Source organism: Streptomyces sp. bgisy159 (assembly GCF_965341775.1).
GTDB lineage: Bacteria > Actinomycetota > Actinomycetes > Streptomycetales > Streptomycetaceae > Streptomyces.
Window position 1 is genome coordinate 1 of sequence record NZ_CBDQZH010000031.1, and the last position, 17,428, is coordinate 17,428.

The 17,428-nt window shown below is 69.8% G+C and carries 9 protein-coding genes and 1 tRNA gene; 9 read left to right on the forward strand and 1 reads right to left on the reverse strand.

The genetic code is table 11. From position 1 onward, the window contains the following. The first annotated feature begins 158 nt into the window (after positions 1-158). Positions 159-836: a DegT/DnrJ/EryC1/StrS family aminotransferase gene (locus ACSLTV_RS25600; protein WP_435612968.1), complete on the forward strand. Its 678-nt coding sequence runs from the start codon at positions 159-161 to the stop codon at positions 834-836. Positions 837-911: 75 nt separating this feature from the next. Beyond that, a tRNA-Thr gene (locus ACSLTV_RS25605) sits at positions 912-984 on the forward strand. 62 nt (positions 985-1,046) lie between these two features. Here ACSLTV_RS25605 and ACSLTV_RS25610 read toward each other — a convergent pair. Next, positions 1,047-3,788, reverse strand: coding sequence for a SpoIIE family protein phosphatase (locus ACSLTV_RS25610; protein WP_432136245.1), 2,742 nt, complete (start codon positions 3,786-3,788; stop codon positions 1,047-1,049). A gap of 372 nt (positions 3,789-4,160) precedes the next feature. Here ACSLTV_RS25610 and ACSLTV_RS25615 point away from each other — a divergent pair, with 372 nt between their 5' ends. From ACSLTV_RS25615 to ACSLTV_RS25645, 7 genes are all read left to right on the forward strand, one after another. Beyond that, entirely contained in the window at positions 4,161-9,614 is a 5,454-nt protein-coding gene (locus ACSLTV_RS25615) for a HAMP domain-containing protein (protein ID WP_432158952.1), read from the forward strand. Positions 9,615-9,885: 271 nt separating this feature from the next. Beyond that, positions 9,886-10,572, forward strand: coding sequence for a response regulator (locus ACSLTV_RS25620; protein ID WP_432136247.1), 687 nt, complete (start codon positions 9,886-9,888; stop codon positions 10,570-10,572). Between the two features lie 146 nt (positions 10,573-10,718). Beyond that, positions 10,719-13,454: a DNA translocase FtsK gene (locus ACSLTV_RS25625; RefSeq protein WP_432158953.1), complete on the forward strand. Its 2,736-nt coding sequence runs from the start codon at positions 10,719-10,721 to the stop codon at positions 13,452-13,454. Positions 13,455-13,713: 259 nt separating this feature from the next. Then, on the forward strand, positions 13,714-14,550 hold the full coding sequence (locus tag ACSLTV_RS25630) for a helix-turn-helix domain-containing protein (RefSeq protein ID WP_432136249.1): 837 nt from the start codon (positions 13,714-13,716) through the stop codon (positions 14,548-14,550). Positions 14,551-14,635: 85 nt separating this feature from the next. Then, positions 14,636-16,120, forward strand: coding sequence for a 30S ribosomal protein S12 methylthiotransferase RimO (gene rimO, locus ACSLTV_RS25635; RefSeq protein WP_435612969.1), 1,485 nt, complete (start codon positions 14,636-14,638; stop codon positions 16,118-16,120). Next, positions 16,117-16,833, forward strand: a complete 717-nt coding sequence (gene pgsA / locus ACSLTV_RS25640) for a CDP-diacylglycerol--glycerol-3-phosphate 3-phosphatidyltransferase (protein WP_435612970.1) — start codon at positions 16,117-16,119, stop codon at positions 16,831-16,833. The genes rimO and pgsA overlap by 4 nt, the downstream gene beginning before the upstream one ends. Then, the gene (locus ACSLTV_RS25645; protein WP_432136252.1) at positions 16,830-17,375 is read left to right on the forward strand and encodes a CinA family protein; all 546 of its coding nucleotides are present in this window, start codon (positions 16,830-16,832) and stop codon (positions 17,373-17,375) included. Before pgsA ends, ACSLTV_RS25645 begins: the two co-directional genes overlap by 4 nt. Positions 17,376-17,428: the final 53 nt, after the last annotated feature.

The window sequence follows — 17,428 nt, forward strand, 5'->3', positions numbered from 1 at the left end:
CTCACAGCGCCGATGGTACTGCAGGGGGGACCCTGTGGGAGAGTAGGACGCCGCCGAACTATTATTGATAAGGGTGGGTCCCCGAACTTCGGTTCGGGGACCCACCCTTTTTCATTTCCCGTAATCACCGGTTCACGTTGGGCGGCCAGCATCGCGGCATGGGAACTGCCGCACTGCTCAGGGCCGCTGGGATCGGACTCGGAGACGAGGTCATCGTGCCGGCCTTCGGGAACGTCGAGGTCGCCGCAGCGGTGACGCACGTGGGCGCGCTGCCGGTGTTCGCGGACATAGATCCGCTGACCTACTGTCTCGATCCCGCTGCTGTCGAAGCCGCCGTAACAGCGCGCACGGCGGGCGTGGTCGCCGTACACCGCTTCGGGCGGACGGCGGAGTCGGCCGGGATGCACGAGGTCGGGCGACGGCACGGGCTGCTGGTACTGGAGCACTCCGAGTGCGAGGCGTCGTACGACGAGGTCGCGCGGCGGCGGGAGCGGGCGGAGTACCTCGACGCGCGGCTGCGTGGGGTGCGGCCACCTGAGGGCGGTGACGGGCACACGTATCAGCAGTACGTGGTGCGGGTGCCCGGGAACGGCCGGCCGGACCGGGACGCCTTCGCAAGGGCCCTGCGGGCAAAGGGCGTTGAATGCCGGGTACCGGTGAAGACACCGGTACACAGGCTGCCCGAGTTCCGGCGGTGGGTGTCGTTGCCCGAGACCGAACGGGCCGCCGACGAGACGCTGGCGCTGCCCGTCGACGGATCGCTGACGAAACGTGAGATGCGGCGGACAGCCGGTGCCTGCAACGCCCTCGGTGGACTGCTGCAGCCGGCCGCCTGAACGAGTTTGGGAACAGCGACTTGTTCGGGGTATGATCTATTCCGTTGCCGCGGGGGGAAACCCACGAAGCGACAAGCCCCTATAGCTCAGTCGGCAGAGCGTCTCCATGGTAAGGAGAAGGTCAACGGTTCGATTCCGTTTGGGGGCTCAGCCAAGTAGTCCATGAGAAAACCCCCGCCCTTCCGGGCGGGGGTTTTCTCATGCTTCCCGTCACGCCACTCGCATGGCGAGGATCGCCATGTCGTCGGACGGAGCGTCCGAGGCGAAGCGTTCCACGGCGCGCATGATGCGGGCCGCCACCGCGCCCGCGGTCAGGCCCGTACAGGTCGTCAGAACGTCGGCCAGGCCGTCGTCGCCGAGCATGCGGGTGCCCTCGCGGCGTTCCGTGACGCCGTCCGTGACACACAGCAGGACATCGCCCGGGGCGAGCGTGACGGTCTGCTCGTACAGCTCCAGGTCCTCCATCACGCCCAGCAGGGGCTGCGGTTCGGCGGCCGGTTCCACCGTGCCGTCCTGGCGCAGGCGCAGCGGCAGCGGATGGCCGGCGCAGACCACCTTCAGCTCGGCGCTGCCGTCCTCCTGTGGGCGCAGCTCCCCGTACAGGAGCGTCAGGAAGCGGCTGCGGGCGCCCTCGTCGAGGATGGCGGAATTCAGGCGCTCCAGGACAGCGGGACCGCTGAGGCCCTCCCGCGCCAGCAGGCGCAGGGCATGCCGGGCCAGGCCGGTCACCGCGGCGGCGTTCGGGCCGGTGCCGCAGACGTCACCGATGGCGAAGCCGTAGGCGCCGTCGCTGATCGGGAAGAGATCGTAGAAGTCGCCGCCGACCTCGTTGCCCTCGCCGGCCGCACGGTAGATGACCTCGGCCTCCACGCCGTCGATCTGCGGCAGCTCCGGTGGGAGCAGGCTGCGCTGGAGGGACTGGCTGATCGCGGTGCGCTCCGAGTAGAGGCGGGCGTTGTCGAGGGCGAGAGCCGCCCGGCGGGACAGGTCCTCGGCGAGTTCCAGGATCTCCTGGCGGAAGTGCTCGTCGGTGGGCTTGCCCAGGGTCAGCATGCCGATGACGCGGTTGCGGGCGACCAAGGGAAGCACCACGGTCTCGCCGCCGACCGCGGAGGCCGTGGCGAGGGTCGGGCCGATGCCGGAGGCGACCTGGTGGGTGGGACCGCCGGTCAGGCCGAGGCTGCGCATCGAGCTGCGCAGGGCAGCGTCGTGCGCGGCCTGGCCCGGGGCGGGCCAGACACGGGCGCCGGGCGTGGGGACCGGGTCCGGCGGTGAGATCTTCGAGAGCAGCGACTTGATGCCGTCGATGAGCTCCTCGTCCTCGTGCAGGACGTACGACAGATACGGCTCGGAGGCCTGGTCGGCGATCGTGTAGACGGCGCACCAGGTGGCGAGCGTCGGGACCGTCATCTGGGCCATCAGTGCCAGCGTCTGGTCGCGGTCCAGGGTGCCGGCCAGCAGGTCGGACGCCTCCACCAGGAAGCTGAGCGAGCCGCGGCGCAGGCGCTCCAGCTCGCCGAGGCGGGCCGACTCCACTGCGAGGGCGATGCGGTCGGCCGCGAACTGCAGGCGCAGCGCCTCCTCGTTGGAATAGCGGCCGGGTGCCTCGGCCGCGACGCCCAGGGAGCCGGTGAGGCGGCCCTCCACCTTGAGGGGGACGGTGACGACCGAGCGCATGCCCGTCCCGTTGAGGAGCGGTACGGCGCCGGGGACGGCCAGCAGGTCCTCGTGGACGGCCGGCATGCGGGCCGAGCCGTAGCGGCCGGGACCCGCTTCGACGGGCACGCGCGCGAAGCGCTGCCGGGCGGAGGGCAGTCCGGTGGACGCGCGGACCTCCAGCTCGGTCTCGTCGTCGGTGGCGAGGAGCAGGAAGGCCGAGTCGGCGTCGAGCATGTCGCGGGCGCGTTCGACCGTGCGCTGCAGGAGGCCGTCGAGGTCGTCCGGGGCCGGGGAGCCGATGAAGACCTCGAAGGGGTCGGTGCTCTGCCCGTCGCTCGTGGGCGCCGGGTCGGAGGACGGCAGCCGCGCCGGTGTCTGCAGGACGGCGCGCTCGTGGTCACGGACCAGGAGGCAGACCGTGGAGGGCTCGCCGCCGGTGTCACGAACACGCAGGTGGGAGGCGTACACCGGGGTGACGCGGCCGTTGGCGCCTCTGATGCCGTAGCTGCCCTCCCAGCGGGAGAGGTGGAGCGCCTCGGCGATGCCGGTACTGGTGCCCGGCGTGTGCGGCCAGGCCGCGAGATCGGTCAGGGGCTTGCCGGTGACCTGGTCGGCCGGGTAGCCGAAGAGTTCCTCGGCGTCCTCGTTCCAGGCCGAGATGGTGCCCGCACGGTCGATCTGGACGACTGCGACGCGGACACGGGCGTCGGCGAGCGGGAGGAGGTGGGAGGGGAGAGACGGGCCGGCAGTGCGGGTGCCGACCGGGCGGTCGGGGAGGGCGATCTGGAACCACACGTTCTTGTGGGTGGGCGTGTACTCGACACCCCAGCGGCCGGCGATGGCCGCGCACAGCTGGAGTCCGCGGCCACCCTCGCGGTCGGGGCTGCCCATGTCGGCGTGCGAGGCCTGCAGGGGGATCTCGCGCTCGGGGTAGCGGTCGGAGACCTCGATGCGTACGCCGTCGTCACCCCGCAGACAGAGGACGTCGGCGTGGGTACCCGCGTGGACGACGGCGTTGGTGACCAGTTCGCTCGTGAGGACGACGGCGTCATCGACGATGTCGGCGAAACCCCAGCCCTGGAGGGTGTCGCGGACGAAGGAGCGGGCGGTCGCGACCGAACGCCCTACGGGCTCGAAACTGGCAGCCGCGCGCGCGGTGATCACAGAACTCCTCGGCCGGTCGTCGACGTGCTGGACTCCCGGGTCGTCCGGGGCGCGCCGCTGGTGGGGCGGTCGTGCTCCGGTCGGACGGGGGTCCGGGGGCTGTCCCCCCGGGATCAGTCCGGTGGTCATGTCTGCGGCCGCCCCTCCGATGCCCGCTCGTACTCGTGCCACCGCCCAGGCCGGTCGGACCGGCGCGGCTGGACAGCCGCATGCAAGGTTACTTACCTTCCCCGTCCGAGCGGATGCCGGTCAGCAGTGTTTCCGCCCGTCGGTGTGCGGACGGTGTGCGAAGCTGCCGAACTGTTATGGCCTGGTTCGGTGAGGGTGAAACACTGGGCAGGCTCCCTGTGTGAGTCCGGGTGGGCCGACTGCCACCCGGGTACGGGGGGTGGCGGCACGCGTGCGGAGCTGATCACATCGGGCAGGAAACACGCAGCAGCATCAGTACGGCGAAGAGCACCGGGCACAGCAGCAACGGTCGACCCCTGCGGGAGGGACACAGTGGAGTCTGGCGCAGCGGCGCGAAGCACTAAGGCGCGCGCGAAAGGCGGACAGTCCCTGGGCGAGCAGCGAGCTCCACGAGGCGGGACCACGGCGGTGGACACAGCCGCCCTGAACCGTCTGCTGGCGGCTTTGCTGGCGATGCGGGACGGGAACTTCCGCAAGCGGCTCACGGTGTCCGGGGACGGCGTGATGTCCGAGATCGCGGCGGTCTTCAACGAGGTCGCCGACCGCAATCTGCATCTGACGGGCGAGCTGTCGCGGGTCCGGCGGGTCGTGGGACGTGAGGGAAAACTCACCGAGAGGCTGGAGACGGGGGCCTGTGAGGGCTCCTGGGCGGCCGCCATCGACCACTCCAACGCGCTGGTCGACGATCTCGTACGGCCGGTTTCCGAGGTCAGCCGGGTGCTGTCGGCGGTCGCCGAGGGTGATCTGTCGCCGCGCATGGAGCTGCGGGCGCACACCCCGGAGGGGCCGGGACATGCGCTGCGCGGGGAGTTCCTGAAGGTCGGGCGGACGGTCAACAACCTTGTCGATCAGCTGTCCACGTTCACCGACGAGGTCACCCGGGTGGCCAGCGAGGTCGGCACCGAGGGCAAGCTGGGCGGTCAGGCGCAGGTGCGCGGCATGTCGGGGTCGTGGAAGGACCTGACGGAGTCCGTCAACACCATGGCGTACCGGCTGACCGCGCAGGTGCGGGACATCGCGCTGGTGACGACGGCGGTCGCCAAGGGTGATCTCTCGCGGAAGGTGACGGTGCACGTCGCCGGCGAGATGCTGGAGCTCAAGAACACCGTCAACACGATGGTCGACCAGCTCTCGGCCTTCTCGTCCGAGGTGACGCGGGTCGCGCGTGAGGTGGGCACCGAGGGCATCCTGGGCGGTCAGGCGCAGGTGCCCGGCGTCGACGGCGTGTGGAAGGAACTCACCGATTCGGTGAACACCATGGCCGGCAATCTGACGGCCCAGGTGCGCGGCATCGCCGAGGTGACCACCGCGGTGGCCAGCGGTGATCTGTCGCGGAAGGTGACGGTGCAGGCGCGGGGCGAGGTCGCGCGGCTGGCCGAGACGATCAACCAGATGACCGAGACGCTGCGGATCTTCGCCGACGAGGTCACGCGGGTGGCCAACGAGGTCGGCGCGGAGGGGCGGCTCGGCGGCCAGGCGAACGTGCCGGGAGCGGCCGGGACGTGGAAGGACCTCACGGACTCCGTCAACACCGTGTTCCGCAACCTCACCACTCAGGTGCGTGACATCGCCGCCGTGACGACGGCGGTCGCCAACGGTGACCTGTCCCAGAAGGTCACGGTCGACGTGGCCGGCGAGATGCTTGAGCTGAAGAACACCGTCAACGGGATGGTGGACCAGCTGTCCGCCTTCGGCGCCGAGGTCACCCGGGTGGCGCGGGAGGTCGGTGTCGAGGGAGAGCTGGGCGGTCAGGCCCAGGTGCCGGGCGCGGCGGGGACGTGGAAGGACCTGACGGACTCCGTCAACACGGCGTTCCGTAATCTCACCGGACAGGTGAGGAACATCGCGCAGGTGACCACGGCGGTCGCCAACGGTGACCTGTCGCAGAAGGTCACCGTGGACGTCTCCGGCGAGATGCTCCAGCTGAAGAACACCGTGAACACGATGGTGGACCAGCTGTCGAGTTTCGCCGACCAAGTGACCCGGATGGCCCGGGACGTGGGCACCGAGGGCCGTCTGGGCGGTCAGGCGCGCGTGGACGGCGTCTCCGGTACCTGGAAGGAGCTCACGGACTCCGTCAACTTCATGGCCGGCAACCTCACCTCCCAGGTGCGCCAGATCGCCCAGGTGACGACGGCCGTGGCGCGCGGCGACCTGTCGCAGAAGATCGACGTCGACGCGCGCGGGGAGATCCTGGAGCTGAAGAACACCATCAACACGATGGTCGACCAGCTCTCCGCCTTCGCCGACCAGGTCACACGGGTCGCGCGTGAGGTGGGCACCGACGGGCGGCTCGGCGGTCAGGCGCAGGTGCCCGGTGTCGCCGGCGTGTGGCGGGACCTGACCGACTCCGTGAACGGGATGGCGGGCAACCTCACGGCTCAGGTGCGCAACATCGCGCAGGTCGCCACCGCGGTGGCCCGGGGTGATCTCTCCCAGAAGATCACCGTGGACGCGCGCGGGGAGATCCTGGAGCTGAAGAACACCCTGAACACGATGGTGGACCAGCTGTCGTCGTTCGCGGAGCAGGTGACCCGGGTGGCCCGTGAGGTGGGCACGGAGGGCATCCTGGGCGGCCAGGCCGAGGTGCAGGGGGTCTCGGGCACCTGGAAGGACCTCACGCAGTCCGTGAACTTCATGGCGAACAACCTGACCATGCAGGTCCGCAACATCGCGGAGGTCACCACCGCGGTCGCCAAGGGCGACCTGTCGAAGAAGATCACCGTCGACGCCAAGGGCGAGATCCTGGAACTCGTCACCACCGTCAACACGATGGTGGACCAGTTGTCGTCGTTCGCGGAGCAGGTGACGCGGGTCGCGCGCGAGGTGGGCACCGAGGGCATCCTGGGCGGCCAGGCGCATGTGCCCGGCGTGGTCGGCATCTGGAAGGACCTCAGCGACAACGTCAACCTGATGGCCAAGAACCTGACCATGCAGGTGCGCAACATCTCCCAGGTGGCCGCGGCCGTCGCGAACGGCGATCTGACGCGGCAGGTCACCATCGAGGCGCGCGGTGAGGTCGCCCAGCTCGCGGACACCTTCAACACCATGGTGAAGACTCTGAGTTCGTTCGCCGAGCAGGTCACCAAGGTGGCCCGTGAGGTGGGCACGGACGGCATCCTGGGCGGCCAGGCGCATGTGCCGGGCGTGGCCGGCACATGGAAGGACCTCACCGAGTCGGTGAACCAGATGGCGTCCAACCTGACCGGCCAGGTACGCAACATCGCCATGGTGACCACCGCCATCGCCAAGGGCGATCTGACGAAGAAGATCGACATCGACGCCCGCGGTGAGATCCTCGAACTCAAGACGACGATCAACACCATGGTGGACCAGCTGTCGTCGTTCGCCGAGGAGGTCACCCGGGTGGCCCGCGAGGTGGGCACCGAGGGGCAGCTCGGCGGTCAGGCCCGGGTGCGGGACGTCGACGGCACCTGGCGCGACCTCACCGAGTCCGTCAACGAGATGGCGGGGAACCTCACCCGCCAGGTGCGCGCCATCGCGCGCGTCGCGACCGCGGTGACCCGCGGTGATCTCAACCTGAAGATCGACGTCGATGCCTCCGGCGAGATCCAGGAGCTGCAGGACTACATCAACAAGATGATCGCCAACCTGCGCGACACCACGATCGCCAACAAGGAGCAGGACTGGCTGAAGGGCAACCTCGCGCGCGTGTCGGCGCTGATGCAGGGCCGGCGCGACCTGGAGGACGTCGCCTCGCTGATCATGAGCGAGCTGCCGCCCCTGGTGGCCGCGCAGCACGGCGCGTTCTTCCTCGCCATGCCGCCCGCCGAGGAGGAGGGCGAGGCGTACGAGCTGCGGATGCTGGGTTCGTACGGCTATTCGATGGGCTCCATGCCGTCGTCGTTCCGGCCGGGTGAGGCGCTGGTCGGGACGGCCGCCCAGGAGAAGCGCACGATCATCGTCGAGAACGCGCCGAGCGGCTACCTGAAGATCTCCTCGGGGCTGGGGGAGGCCCCGCCCGCGCAGGTGATCGTCCTTCCGGTGCTGTTCGAGGGCAAGGTGCTCGGCGTGATCGAGCTGGCGTCCTTCACGCCGTTCACGCAGATCCAGAAGGACTTCCTCAACCAGCTCGCCGAGATGATCGCGACCAGCGTCAACACGATCTCCGTCAACACCAAGACGGAGCAGTTGCTGAAGCAGTCGCAGGAACTGACCGAGCAATTGCGGGAGCGGTCGGCGGAGTTGGAGCAGCGGCAGAAGGCGCTGCAGGCGTCCAACGCCGAGCTGGAGGAGAAGGCGGAGCTGCTGGCCCGTCAGAACCGGGACATCGAGGTGAAGAACACCGAGATCGAGGAGGCCCGGCAGGTCCTGGAGGAGCGCGCCGAGCAGCTCGCGGTGTCGATGCGCTACAAGAGCGAGTTCCTGGCCAACATGTCGCACGAGCTGCGTACGCCGCTGAACTCGCTGCTGATCCTGGCCAAGCTGCTCGCCGACAACGCGGAGGGCAACCTCTCGCCGAAGCAGGTGGAGTTCGCCGAGACCATCCACGGGGCCGGCTCCGACCTGCTGCAGCTGATCAACGACATCCTGGACCTGTCCAAGGTCGAGGCGGGCAAGATGGACGTCTCGCCGACGCGGATCGCCCTGGTCCAGCTGGTCGACTACGTCGAGGCCACCTTCCGCCCGCTGACGGCGGAGAAGGGCCTGGACCTGTCCGTACGGGTCTCGCCGGAGCTGCCCGCCACGCTGCACACCGACGAGCAGCGGTTGCTGCAGGTGTTGCGGAACCTGCTGTCCAACGCGGTGAAGTTCACCGACTCGGGGTCGGTGGAGCTGGTCATCCGGCCGGCCGGAGTCGATGTGCCGCAGTCGATCCGCGAGCAACTGCTGGAGGCCGGTTCGCTGACCGATCCGGACGCCAAGATGATCGCTTTCTCGGTGACCGACACCGGCATCGGGATCGCGGCGAGCAAGATGCGGGTGATCTTCGAGGCGTTCAAGCAGGCGGACGGCACGACCAGCCGCAAGTACGGCGGCACGGGCCTCGGGCTGTCGATCTCGCGGGAGATCGCGCAGCTGCTCGGCGGGGAGATCCACGCGCAGAGCGAGCCCGGCCGCGGCTCCACGTTCACGCTGTACCTGCCGTTGCACCCGAGCGAGCTGCCGCCGCAGGGATACCAGCAGAATCTGCCCGCGCTGGAGGCCGGCGACCTGCTGGCGTCGGAGAGCGGCCTCAGCGGTGCGGTGGAGCTGTCCGGCGTGCAGATCGAGACGCCGGCCGAGGTGAAGTCGTACCAGGAGACGCAGAACGGTGCGGCCGCCCTGTTCCGGCGCCGCCGCCGCTCCGGGGTCGGACTCGGGCAGCGTGACCAGTGGGTGAGTGCCGAGCAGGACGACGCGTCGCGCGCGCGGGTGGGCATCCGGTTCGGCGGTGAGAAGGTCCTCATCGTCGACGACGACATCCGCAACGTGTTCGCGCTGACGAGCGTCCTGGAGCAGCACGGGCTGTCCGTGCTGTACGCGGAGAACGGCCGTGAGGGCATCGAGGTCCTGGAGCAGCACGACGATGTGGCCGTCGTCCTGATGGACATCATGATGCCCGAGATGGACGGGTACGCGACGACCACGGCGATCCGCCGGATGCCGCAGTTCTCCGGGCTGCCGATCGTCGCCCTGACGGCCAAGGCGATGAAGGGCGACCGGGAGAAGGCGATCGAGTCGGGCGCGTCCGACTATGTGACGAAGCCGGTCGATCCCGATCACCTGCTGTCGGTGATGCGGCAGTGGATGCGCGGCGAGTGACCGGAGGGCGGCGAGGCGGCCGGCGGCCGGGAACCTCCGGCCGTCGTCGTGCGTTGCTGACTGACGGTGGCGGAGTTCGTGTGAAGACGTGGGATCCGGGGAACCTTCTGGTCCCGCGCCGCGTTCCTGCTACGTGCACAGTGACATCGCGGTGACAGGGTGTGGCGACGGTCGGGGTGCGGCTACCATGACCGGCACAAGGAAGGGCGGCGCAAAGGAGTCGTCCCCAGGGGCGGCGCCCGGTGCACTGCCGGGGCGAGGAGGGCGGGCCATGGTGCAGAAGGCCAAGATCCTCCTGGTCGATGACCGGCCGGAGAATCTGCTGGCGCTGGAGGCGATCCTCTCGGCGCTCGATCAGACGCTGGTGCGGGCATCGTCCGGGGAAGAGGCGCTCAAAGCACTGCTGACGGACGATTTCGCGGTCATTCTGCTGGACGTCCAGATGCCGGGAATGGACGGTTTCGAAACAGCTGCGCACATCAAGCGGCGGGAACGCACCCGGGACATCCCGATCATCTTCCTCACCGCGATCAACCACGGACCGCACCACACGTTCCGGGGTTACGCGGCGGGAGCGGTCGACTACATCTCCAAGCCGTTCGACCCGTGGGTGCTGCGCGCCAAGGTGTCGGTTTTCGTCGAGCTCTACATGAAGAACTGCCAGCTGCGTGAGCAGGCGGCCCTGCTGCGGCTGCAGTTGGAGGGCGGCGGCGGCAAGTCGGTGGCCGGCGACGGCAAGGAGGCGGCCGGACTGCTGGCCGAGCTGTCCGCGCGGCTCGCCGCCGTCGAGGAGCAGGCCGAGGCCCTGTCCAAGCAGTTGGACGACGACTCCGCGGACGCGGCAGCGGTGGCGACGGCGGCTCATCTGGAGCGCAAACTCACCGGTCTGCGCCGGGCGCTGGACGCCCTGGAACCGGGCACGGGCAGCGGCGCCACCTCGGTTCCGTCACAGAACTGACGTGCCGGGCGCACGCGTTGGGGCGGGCCGTGGTCCGTCCCGGCGCATGAGCGCCCGTCAGTCCGGCGCCCGCGCAAGGACGACACGAACGGGTGAAGCAGTGGGCACACGTGTCCGCTGTCGTCTCCCCCGGTAACCTCACACCCATGGCCTCACGTTCCTCCGCAGCCAAGAAGCAGCCCGCGAAGAAGCCGGCCGCTCCCGCGAGGACTCCGGCGAAGAAGGCCGCCGCCAAAAAGGCCCCGGCCAAGAAGGCGCCCGCCAAGAAGGCCGCGCCCCGGAAGGCCGCCGCCAAGAAGACACCGCCGAAACCGGCGCCCAGTCCCACGGGGGGCGTCTACCGGCTGGTGCGCGCCCTCTGGCTGGGCTTGGCGCACGCCGTGGGCGCGGTACTGCGCGGCATAGGGAACGGTGCCCGCAACCTCGACCCGGCGCACCGCAAGGACGGCAGTGCCCTGCTGCTGTTCGCCGTCGCGCTGATCGTCGCCGCCGGTACCTGGGCCGATCTGCGCGGCCCGGTCGGCGATCTCGTCGAGATCCTGGTGACCGGTTCCTTCGGCCGGCTCGACCTGCTGGTGCCGGTCGTGTTCGCGGCGATCGCCGTCCGGCTCGTCCGCCACCCGGAGCAGCCCGAGGCCAACGGCCGGATCGTCATCGGCCTGTCGGCGCTGCTCGTCGGTGTCCTCGGCCAGATCCACATCGCCTGCGGCTCGCCCGCCCGCAGCGCCGGAATGCAGGCCATAAGGGACGCAGGCGGCCTCATCGGCTGGGCCGCCGCGACCCCGTTGACGTTCGCCATGACCGAGGTGCTCGCCGTACCGCTGCTGGTGCTGCTGACCGTCTTCGGCCTGCTCGTCGTCACCGCCACGCCGGTCAACGCGATCCCGCAGCGGCTGCGGCAGCTCGGCGTACGGCTGGGTGTCCTGCCCGACCCCGAGGACGGGGCGTACGACGAGTACACCGACGACGACGCGCGCTACGACGAGCAGTGGCGTGAGGCGCTGCCCACGCGCCCCCGACGCCGCTCGGGCGCCCCGGCCGGGTACGACCCCGACGGCGCCGAGGAGGAGGCCCTCACCCGGCGCCGCGGCCGTCCGCGCCGCTCGGCCGTGCCGCAGCCGGCGATGGACCGCCGCAGGGACGCCGTGGACATCGCGGCGGCCGCCGCCGCGGACCTCGACGGGGCCGTCCTGCACGGCATGCCGCCCTCGCCCGTAGTCGCCGACCTCACCCACGGTGTGAGCGTCGGCGACCGAGAACCGACCACACCGACGCCCGTGCCGGGCCCGGCCGCGCGTGACCGGCGGCAGAAGACCGGCACGGATGCCGTCCCCGACCTCACCAAGGCCCCGCCGGAGGCCCCCCGGGAGCTGCCGCCGCGGGCCGAGCAGCTGCAGCTGTCCGGTGACATCACCTACGCGCTGCCCTCGCTGGACCTGCTCACGCGCGGGGGACCCGGCAAGGCGCGCAGCGCGGCCAACGACGCCATAGTCGCCTCGCTGACGAACGTCTTCACCGAGTTCAAGGTCGACGCCGCCGTCACCGGCTTCACCCGCGGGCCGACGGTCACCCGCTACGAGGTCGAGCTCGGCCCCGCGGTGAAGGTGGAGCGGATCACCGCACTGACGAAGAACATCGCCTACGCCGTCGCCAGCCCCGACGTGCGGATCATCAGCCCGATCCCCGGCAAGTCGGCGGTCGGCATCGAGATCCCCAACACCGACCGGGAAATGGTCAACCTCGGCGACGTCCTGCGTCTCGCGGAGTCCGCCGAGGACGACGACCCGATGCTGGTCGCCTTCGGCAAGGACGTCGAGGGCGGATACGTCATGCACTCGCTGGCGAAGATGCCGCACATCCTGGTCGCCGGCGCCACCGGCTCCGGCAAGTCGTCGTGCATCAACTGCCTGATCACCTCGGTCATGATGCGGGCGACCCCCGAGGACGTCCGGATGATCCTGGTCGACCCCAAGCGGGTCGAGCTGACCGCCTACGAGGGCATCCCGCACCTGATCACGCCGATCATCACCAACCCCAAGCGGGCCGCCGAGGCGCTGCAGTGGGTGGTGCGCGAGATGGATCTCAGGTACGACGACCTGGCCGCCTACGGGTACCGGCACATCGACGACTTCAACCGCGCGGTGCGCGAGGGGACCGTGAAGCCGCCCGAGGGCAGCGAGCGGGAGCTGCAGCCGTACCCCTACCTGCTGGTGATCGTCGACGAGCTGGCCGACCTGATGATGGTCGCGCCCCGGGACGTCGAGGACGCCATCGTGCGCATCACGCAGCTCGCGCGCGCGGCGGGCATCCATCTCGTGCTCGCCACCCAGCGGCCGTCGGTCGACGTCGTCACCGGTCTGATCAAGGCGAACGTGCCGTCGCGGCTCGCCTTCGCCACGTCGTCGCTGGCGGACTCCCGGGTCATCCTCGACCAGCCCGGCGCGGAGAAGCTGATCGGCAAGGGCGACGGGCTGTTCCTGCCGATGGGCGCGAACAAGCCGACCCGAATGCAGGGCGCGTTCGTCACCGAGGCCGAGGTCGCGGCCGTCGTGCGGCACTGCAAGGAGCAGATGACGCCGGTCTTCCGGGACGACGTCACCGTGGGGACGAAGCAGAAGAAGGAGATCGACGAGGACATCGGCGACGACCTCGACCTGCTCTGCCAGGCGGCCGAACTGGTCGTCTCCACGCAGTTCGGCTCGACGTCCATGCTCCAGCGCAAGCTGCGGGTGGGCTTCGCCAAGGCGGGGCGTCTGATGGACCTCATGGAGTCCCGGAACATCGTGGGGCCCAGCGAGGGTTCCAAGGCACGTGATGTGCTCGTGAAACCGGACGAGTTGGACGGTGTACTCGCACTGATCCGTGGGGAGTCCGAAGGGTAGACAGGTGCCTGTGGGGCAGACGGCCCTTCGTGACTCACCCGTTAGGGAACCCAGGGCAACCGTTTCCCCTCGGCGCACGTCAAGTTGAGCGAGAGGACAGATTCGGATCTCATCCTGGGGTCCGGACCTGGCCAGGCCGTCGGCGTGTCCGGCCATTCCGATGGCGTACAAAGTCCTACCGCCCGGTTGCCCCACCCTTTCGTACCCCCCCTACACTGAACCTCCAGCACAGGTGGCTACACGCTCGAAAGGCGCCCCCGTGTCCATCGGCAACTCCCCTGAAGACGAGCGTCCGTTTGATGACGCGTCCGACGAAACCCGCCCCTCCATCGGCCGTGCGCTGCGCCAGGCACGGATCGAGGCCGGGCTGACCGTCGACGACGTCAGTACCGCCACCCGGGTCCGCATCGCCATCATCCACGCCATCGAGGCGGACGACTTCGCGCCCTGCGGGGGCGACGTCTACGCGCGCGGCCACATCCGCACCCTCGCCAGGGCCGTCCACCTCGACCCCGAACCACTGATCGAGCAGTACGACGCCACCCACGGCGGCCGTCCCGCCCCCACCCCGGCCGCACCGCTGTTCGAGGCGGAGCGGATCCGGCCCGAGCGGCGGGGACCGAACTGGACGGCGGCCATGGTCGCCGCGATCGTCGCCGTCATCGGCTTCGTGGCGTTCACCGCCTTCAAGGGCGGCGACGACGGTACGAAGGATCCGGTCGCCGAGGGCACCAGCCCGTCGGCGAGCACCTCCACCTCGGCCACGCCGAAGCCCGACAAGCCCGGCGACCAGAAGCCGGAGCCCTCGGACAGCGCCATCGCCGCCGCGCCGCAGGACAAGGTGACGGTCCAGGTCAGCGCGACCGACGGGCGCAGCTGGATCTCGGCCAAGGACCACAACGGCCGACTGCTGTTCGACGGACTGCTCAAGAAGGGCCAGACCAAGACCTTCCAGGACGGCCAGAAGATCAACCTGGTGCTCGGCGACGCCGGCGCGATCGACCTGTTTGTCAACGGCAAGAAGATCGAGGACGACTGGCAGCCCGGTGCGGTGGAGCGCCTGACGTACACCAAGGGCGACCCTCAGGTCGGGTGAGCGATACGTACGTGCGTGCGGGGTTGGCGGTGATCGCCAACCCCGTCGACGTTCGCTGTCGGTGGGACAAAGTACTCTTGAGCCCATGCCTGAACGCCGTACCGTCGCACTCGTCACTCTTGGCTGCGCCCGTAACGAGGTGGACTCGGAGGAGCTCGCAGGCCGTTTGGAGGCGGACGGCTGGCAGCTCGTGGAGAACGCCGAGGACGCCGACGTCGCCGTCGTCAACACCTGCGGTTTCGTCGAGGCCGCCAAGAAGGACTCCGTCGACGCCCTCCTGGAGGCCAACGACCTCAAGGACCACGGCAGAACCCAGGCCGTCGTGGCAGTCGGCTGCATGGCCGAGCGGTACGGCAAGGAGCTGGCGGATGCACTGCCGGAAGCCGACGGCGTGCTCGGGTTCGACGACTACGCCGACATCTCCGGCCGACTCCAGACCATCCTGAGCGGTGGCATCCACGCCTCGCACACCCCGCGCGACCGGCGCAAGCTGCTGCCGATCAGCCCGGCCGAGCGGCAGGAGTCGGCAGCCGAGGTCGCACTGCCCGGGCACGCCCCGGCCGATCTGCCGGAGGGCCTCGCGCCGGCCTCGGGCCCCCGCGCGCCCCTGCGCCGCCGCCTGGACGGCGCCCCGGTCGCCTCGGTCAAGCTGGCATCCGGCTGCGACCGCCGCTGCTCCTTCTGCGCCATCCCCTCCTTCCGGGGCTCCTTCATCTCGCGCCGTCCGAGCGACGTGCTGAACGAGACGCGGTGGCTGGCCGAGCAGGGCGTCAAGGAGATCATGCTGGTCTCCGAGAACAACACCTCCTACGGCAAGGACCTGGGGGACATCCGCCTGCTGGAGTCCCTGCTGCCCGAGCTGGCCGAGGTCGACGGCATCGAGCGGGTGCGGGTCAGCTATCTGCAGCCGGCCGAGATGCGGCCGGGGCTGATCGACGTCCTGACCTCGACCCCCAAGGTCGCGCCCTACTTCGATCTCTCCTTCCAGCACTCCGCACCCGACGTGCTGCGCTCGATGCGCCGCTTCGGCGACACCGACCGCTTCCTGGAGCTGCTGGACACCATCCGGAGCAAGGCGCCCGAGGCGGGTGTGCGCTCCAACTTCATCGTCGGCTTCCCCGGTGAGTCCGAGGGCGACCTGGCCGAGCTGGAGCGTTTCCTCACCCACGCGCGCCTGGACGCGATCGGTGTCTTCGGCTACTCCGACGAGGAGGGCACCGAGGCGGCGACGTACGACGGCAAGCTGGACCAGGACGTCGTCGACGAGCGGCTGGCCCACATCTCCCGGCTCGCCGAGGAACTGGTCTCCCAGCGCGCGGAGGACCGGGTCGGGGAGACCGTGCGGGTGCTGGTCGAGTCGGTCCCCGGCGACGACCGCGCCGAGGACGGCGTGTACGGCCGAGCCGCGCACCAGGCGCCGGAGACGGACGGCCAAGTGCTCCTCACGAGCGGCGAGGGGCTGGCCGCCGGTCGTATGGTCGAGGCGAAGGTGGTCGGCACGGAGGGTGTCGACCTGGTGGCCGAGCCCCTGCCGGGCTCGTCCGGGCCGGTTCAGGAGGCGGGCAGATGACGGGTGCGCCGGCATCGGCCGCGGGCGGGTCCTCGCCGGCCCGTCAGGCGCCCGCCGCCGACGACGAGGGCCAGGACGGCGCCCGGACGGCCCGGGGCGGGAAGCTGGCGGCCGCCGCCGTGAACCAGGCGAGCGTCTGGAACGTCGCCAACCTGCTGACGATGCTGCGGCTGGTCCTGGTGCCCGGCTTCGTCGCGTTGATGCTGGCCGACGGCGGCTACGACCCGGCGTGGCGCTCGTTCGCCTGGGCGGCCTTCGCCATCGCCATGATCACCGATCTGTTCGACGGGCATCTGGCGCGGACGTACAACCTCGTCACCGACTTCGGGAAGATCGCCGACCCCATCGCCGACAAGGCGATCATGGGAGCGGCTCTGATCTGTCTGTCCGCGCTGGGTGATCTGCCCTGGTGGGTGACGGTCGTGATCCTCGGCCGGGAACTCGGGGTGACGCTGCTGCGTTTCTGGGTCATTCGGTACGGGGTGATCCCGGCGAGCCGGGGCGGCAAGCTCAAGACGCTCACCCAGGGCGTGGCGGTGGGGATGTACATCCTGGCGCTGACGGGATGGCTGGCGACGCTGAGGTTCTGGGTGATGGGTGTGGCGGTCGTCCTGACCGTGGTGAGCGGGCTCGACTATGTGAGACAAGCCATTGTGCTGCGTCGACGGGGGATCAAGGGGCGCGAAGCAGTGGTGGAGGAGTCGGAAGAGTGAGTTCCATGGCCGCCGACGTGGTGCGACTACTCACAGTGAGGGGTGAGAACCTCGCTGTGGCCGAGTCCCTGACCGGTGGCCTGGTGGCGGCGGAGATCACCGCGGTTCCAGGGGCGTCCCGGGCCTTCCGGGGGTCGGTGACCGCGTACGCGACCGAGTTGAAGCAGGCGGTGCTCGGCGTCGACGCCGCATTGCTGGCCGGGCGCGGGGCGGTGGATCCGCAGGTCGCGGCCCAGATGGCGGCCGGAGTACGCAAGGCGCTCGGCGCCGACTGGGGGATCGCTACCACCGGTGTGGCAGGCCCCGACCCACAGGACGGGCAGCCCGTGGGCACCGTTTTCGTCGCGGTGGACGGGCCGTTCGGCCCTGGTTCGGGTTCCGCCCCTGGCGGAAAAGTGGAGGCCCTGCGGTTGAACGGCGACCGCGCGGAAATCCGTAGAGAGAGTGTACGGAGCGTACTCGCACTGCTTCTGAGGGAGCTTGCGGGCGAACTTACCGGGAATGAGCGGGCACAGGATACGGAACAGAACGGGGGGTTTTGATGTTTGCAGCCCTGAGTGAACACGACATCGCTCCCCGCACGGCCGCAGCGCGA

Excerpts from the sequence above, each read along its gene's own strand:
- ACSLTV_RS25600 (WP_435612968.1), top strand. The coding sequence starts at position 159 with ATGGGAACTGCCGCACTGCTCAGGGCCGCTGGGATCGGACTCGGAGAC.
- ACSLTV_RS25610 (WP_432136245.1), bottom strand. The coding sequence starts at position 3,788 with ATGACCACCGGACTGATCCCGGGGGGACAGCCCCCGGACCCCCGTCCG.
- ACSLTV_RS25620 (WP_432136247.1), top strand. The coding sequence starts at position 9,886 with ATGGTGCAGAAGGCCAAGATCCTCCTGGTCGATGACCGGCCGGAGAAT.
- ACSLTV_RS25625 (WP_432158953.1), top strand. The coding sequence starts at position 10,719 with ATGGCCTCACGTTCCTCCGCAGCCAAGAAGCAGCCCGCGAAGAAGCCG.
- rimO (WP_435612969.1), top strand. The coding sequence starts at position 14,636 with ATGCCTGAACGCCGTACCGTCGCACTCGTCACTCTTGGCTGCGCCCGT.
- pgsA (WP_435612970.1), top strand. The coding sequence starts at position 16,117 with ATGACGGGTGCGCCGGCATCGGCCGCGGGCGGGTCCTCGCCGGCCCGT.